Origin of the sequence: Sphingomonas sp. (assembly GCF_031361285.1) — a bacterium.
In the GTDB taxonomy this organism is placed as follows: Bacteria; Pseudomonadota; Alphaproteobacteria; order Sphingomonadales; family Sphingomonadaceae; genus Sphingomicrobium.
This window is the reverse complement of sequence record NZ_JANMCO010000073.1, coordinates 1-4,779: the sequence shown is the minus strand read 5'-3', so window position 1 is coordinate 4,779 and position 4,779 is coordinate 1. Positions and strand designations below refer to the sequence as shown.

The window sequence follows — 4,779 nt, the reverse complement described above, 5'->3', positions numbered from 1 at the left end:
CCCCAGATCTCGGCCTCCAGCGGGCGGCGGCCTTCAGCGCGGTTGGCGATCTCCTGTTGTTCGATCCAGCGGATCGCTTCGATCAATCGCGGCTGCCACAATGCCCGCAGCATCGGGTGGATGGCTTCTTGTTCAAGCAGGTCCCGAGCGCGCAGCAACAGCTTGGCGGGATCGCAGGCGTCCTGTTTGAGCCAATGCTCGAGCACCTCGTGCACCGCGGTGCCTTTCCACGCCGCGCTGTGGTCGGCGTCGACGGCATCGAGCGATCGCAAGCCGAGCATCGCCTGGGCATAGAAAGCGAACGGGTCAGCCTTCAACCGATCGACCGCGGTCACCGAGATCTTGCGCGGCCTCAGGTGATTGAGCGGCGAAGGACGCGGTCGGCCGGCGGGCTCGAGAACGCCAGGATCATCGAGCATTCCGGCCAGCCGCTCAAGCCGGGTATCGCGCGCCAGGCCGCCAGTCATCGCCCGCAACCGCAGCCAGAAGCGCGAGGCAATGGTCGGCGAGCGGCCGTCGCGCCGGGCGCGGGTGATGAGGACATTGGGCGCCCCCAGCGCACTCGCGAAGTCGTGCGCGGCAAGGCCGGTGCGGAACTCGAGCCCGGGCATTTTAAGGTTGGCGCGGATCTTCGGCGCCAGCCACGGGTCGGGCGCCGGCAGCGCTGGCCAGACGCCTTCGTTGAGCCCGCCGAGCACCATCAAATCGGCTTGCTGCAGCCGCGCCTCGAGCAAGCCCCAGATGAAGATGCGCGGGTGCCCGCCATAGGCCGGCCGCACCGGTCGCTCGTCGAGCAACTGGCGGAGCAGCGGCATCGCGTCTTCGGCCGTTACGGTGAGCGACACCGCCTCTGGCAACGCCTGCAGTTCGGCGACCAGTTCGGCCGTCATGCGCCCATCCTGGCCACGCCAAGCGGCGCTGCCGGCCAGGCCCTCCGCGACCTGCGCCAGTCGCTCCGCGAATACGGTCAAGGGGAGCGGCGAACGCAGCATCGCGTCCAATGGCGCGACTGCGGTGCGAACCTGCCGCCACGCATCATGGCCGGCAAAATGCGTGTCGAGGCCGTGCAGCCCCGGCGCCGGGCGCGGCCCGCGCAGCGCCAGGTCGAGCGCGCGCACGGCTTCGAGCCACGCCAGCCGCTTTTCTCCTTCGCCGCCGACCAATGGGTGCTTGAGGAGTGCCAGCAAAGGCACCGGCGCCAAGTCTTCGGCCACCACCGCACCGATTCCCAACAACAGCGTGCCTGCAGCGGCCTGCGACAGCGGCTTGCCGGCACTATCATCGGCTTCGATGCCCCAGCGGGCGAGCAAGGCCGAGACGCGCGCGGCAAGCATGCGGTCGGGCGTCACCAGCGCCGCCGTGCGCCCGGGTGTCTCGACGGCCTCGCGCAACGCCAAAGCAATGGCCTGGGCCTCCGCTGCCGGATCAGGCAATTCGGCCGCGCGGATGCCGGTCAGCCGCCGCTCGGCGGGCTTGAGGCCGTTCCATTTGTCGCTGAAATCAGCGGCAGTCATCGCATTGGCCACCGCCCGCCCACGGATCGCCCGCGCCGCCGATCGTCCCGACGAGCGCCACAGCCGCACTTCGCTGCGCGCAATGCCCATCCGGTTGAGCAGAAGCTTGAGGTGAAACTGCGGATGGCTTTCCTCGCCTCGGCCCTCATCGTCGGGTCCAAGCGCTTCCCATTCTTCATCCGGCATCACCGATGCGAGGCTCAGGCCTGGCAGCACCACCATGCCTTCGGGCATATCGGCTACTCGCCGCAGAAGCGCGGCGACCGCTGGTGCGGCGGTGGTGATACCAGCCGCGACCGTGAAACCATCGGGGGGTGACCGCTCCCATCGCTTGGCCATCGCTCGAAGCAGTCGGTTACGCCGCTCGGCGAGGTCAATCCGCCCGTTCGCGGCGAGGATCGCGGGCCAGCGATCCAGGATCGCGCGCAGCCGGTCGAGCGAATGTTGCCAGTGGTGCGCGAGTTCGGGAGCATCCGATGCCGCCGCGGCCAGCCTATCGGGCGCTATGTCTTCGATCAGCAAGGCATCCAGGGTCCGCGCCAAATCAGCGGCCAGGCGGATCGCTTCGGCGGTGCTGACACCGTCGCCCGCAACCATGCCCGCCAACGCCAACAATCGCGCCAGCGGGTCGACCGCGGGAGGGATCAGATCGCCCGTGTCGGCCGGATCGAGCGCCCCGCCGATCCGATCCTCGAGCTCGGGATCGCCGATCGGCACCAGGCGCGGCAGTACCAGCCCCGAACCGCTGGCGCGGACGAACGCTTCGGTGACGGTGCGCACGGCGCGATTGTTGGGCAAAAGGATGCGCCCGCGCGCAACATCGAGCGGGCCATCGCCAAACCGCCGTCTCAGTCCGGCAACCAGCGAATCAGCGAACGACCGATGCGCCGGGATAGTAAAAGCCGCCGGCCCCGTGGGGCGCTCGGCGGCCGCATCAGACACTGGCCAGGACCTGCTCGGTCGCGCGGATCGATTCCGGGGCTCCAACGTCGAACCACAGGCCCTGATGAACCGCGCCATAGCAGCGCCCAGCGGCGATCGCCCGGTCCCACAGGATGTTGGTGGAGAAAGCGCCTTCCGGCGCGTCCTTGAGCAAGGCCTTCGAGATCATCTGCACGCCGGTATAGACGAAGGGCGCGACGCGGGAGCGGCCCCGGCGGCGCAACTGGCCGGCGCGGTCCATGTGGAAATCGCCCAGGCCCTTGTGGTTCATCGCCCGCGCCTGCGGCACCAAAAGGAGCAGCGCGTCCATCTTGGCGCCATCCCAATGCGAGGCGAGCAGCTTCAAAGTGTCGGCCGGGCCGTCGATCCACAGATTGTCGCTGTTGATGGCGAGAAACGGGTCGCTGGCGATCAACGACTGCGCCCGCACCAAGCCGCCGCCGGTTTCCAGCAGCAGATCGCGCTCGTCGGAAATCGTCACCTCGAGCCCCTCGGCCGCATTGGCGAGATGAGCCTCGAGCGAGTCCGCGAGATAGTGAACATTGATCACCACCTGCTTGACCCCGGCGGCGCGCAAACGATCAAGAACATGATCGAGCAGCGGCTTGCCGGCGACCTCAATCAGCGGCTTGGGCTTGGTCGCGGTCAACGGCCGCATGCGTTTGCCCAGGCCCGCGGCCATGACCATCGCGGTGGCCGGCACGTCGGCCGCAACTTCGGCGCGCAGTCGGAGGGCGCGGCGAGCCTTGGTCATGCCGCTTGCGCCCAGGGCGCGGCGCGATGCTTAGGTGCGATATTGGTGTCGAACCATTGCCGCACCGGGGCCAGATGGGGCGACGCCAGGTCACGCTCTAAAAGGCCCCACATTCGCGGCTGAAAGACCGTATACTGCGGCTTATTGTCGCGCTTCCAAAGGCGCGTGAAGACCCCAAGAATGCGGGTGTTGCGCTGGGCCGCGAGCGCCCAATAGGCGCGCTCATAGGCCTCGCCCTGACCGGTCGCGGCCAAATAGCGGTCGATCATCGCCCGCTCGATGGTTTCGGGCACATCGCGGCGCGCATCTTCTAGCACCGACGCAAGGTCATAAGCAGGGTGGCCGGCGCAGGCGTCCTGGAAATCGAGCAGGCCCAAATGCGCGACTCCTTCACGTCCGCCAATCAGCATGACATTTTCGGCGTGGTAGTCGCGCAGGATGGTGACGGGACCAAGCCCGTCGGCGGCGACCGGCGCCAGCGCTTCAATCCACGCGGCGCGGTAGCCATCGACGTCAACCGAGAGATCGAGCGCGGCGCAATACCAGTCGGGAAACAGCATCAATTCCTCGAGCCAGGTCTCCAGCCCATGCGGGGCCAGGCCAGGCATTGGCGGGTGCCGGTGGAGATGGACGAGGACGTCGGTCGCCAGTTCGTAGAGCTCGCCTTCTCGCGCCGGATCATCGTCAAGCGTTTCACGCAGCCGCGCATCGCCGAAATCGGCCAGCAGCAGCAGGCCCTTGTCGAGGTCGCGGGCAAGGATTTCGGGTGCGCTAAGACCCGCAAGTGCCAACCATTCGGCGACCGCAACGAACGGCCGCGGATCCTCGTGCGGTGGCGGCGCGTCCATCAGCACTGCCGAACGACCGTCGCCAATGACGCGAAAGTAGCGGCGAAACGACGCATCGCCGGCCAGCGGCTCAATCCGCGCGCCACCCCAGCCGCACGACGCGAGAAATTGCGGTGCATGGTCGGGCGGAATCATTGTGGCGGCCATCGCCCTTCCCATGCCGGGGGGACTTGGGCTGTCAAGCGCCGTGCGCCGGCTGCCGCAAAGTCGAGCGACAAGCGGAGTGCCTGCGGCCAGGCATTGGCGCCCGCGCGTTCGGGCCATTCGACCAGCAACACCGCGTCGTCAGCGGCATCGAGGCCGAGTTCAGCAATTTCCGACCCTTCTTTCAGCCGATAAAGGTCGACATGCCAGGCGGGCGGATAGAGCGTTTCGTAGGGCTGGACGATCGCGAAGCTTGGGCTCGGCACTTCATCTCGATAACCAAGCGCAATCAAATAGCCCCGGACCAGCGTCGTCTTGCCGACGCCCAGAGGTCCGAAGATGGCGATGACGTCCCCGCGCCGCGTTTGCCCGGCAAGCTGCGCACCGACTGTCGCGGTGTCCTCGTCCGAGCCAAGAATCATGGCGTTCCGCGCGGTACCGTCAGCGTGACCGTGGTCCCTTTCGACTTCTTCGACGTCAGCTCAACCGTGCCGCCGTGCGCCTCGATAAACTGACGGGTCAGCGGCAGGCCGAGGCCAAGCGCCGCTTCGCCGCGCACGCCCGCTTCCTCGACGCG

At 67.6% G+C, this 4,779-nt stretch carries 5 protein-coding genes; all 5 read right to left on the bottom strand.

What is annotated here, in order from left to right:
* The coding region (gene addB / locus RMO25_RS07480) for a double-strand break repair protein AddB (protein WP_309661976.1) at positions 1–2,456 on the bottom strand (2,456 nt) is incomplete at its 3' end.
* Positions 2,449–3,210 carry a nucleotidyltransferase family protein gene (locus RMO25_RS07475; RefSeq protein ID WP_309661975.1) on the bottom strand — a complete coding sequence of 254 codons (762 nt, stop codon included), beginning with the start codon at positions 3,208–3,210 and terminating at the stop codon, positions 2,449–2,451. The genes RMO25_RS07475 and addB, both read right to left, overlap by 8 nt.
* Positions 3,207–4,205, bottom strand: coding sequence for a phosphotransferase (locus RMO25_RS07470; RefSeq protein ID WP_309661974.1), 999 nt, complete (start codon positions 4,203–4,205; stop codon positions 3,207–3,209). Before RMO25_RS07470 ends, RMO25_RS07475 begins: the two co-directional genes overlap by 4 nt.
* Entirely contained in the window at positions 4,190–4,624 is a 435-nt protein-coding gene (gene tsaE, locus RMO25_RS07465) for a tRNA (adenosine(37)-N6)-threonylcarbamoyltransferase complex ATPase subunit type 1 TsaE (RefSeq protein ID WP_309661973.1), read from the bottom strand. The genes RMO25_RS07470 and tsaE overlap by 16 nt, the downstream gene beginning before the upstream one ends.
* A complete protein-coding gene (locus RMO25_RS07460) occupies positions 4,621–4,761 on the bottom strand; it encodes an ATP-binding protein (RefSeq protein ID WP_309661977.1) in 141 nt (46 codons plus the stop codon). The genes tsaE and RMO25_RS07460 overlap by 4 nt, the downstream gene beginning before the upstream one ends.
* Between the last annotated feature and the right edge of the window lie 18 nt (positions 4,762–4,779).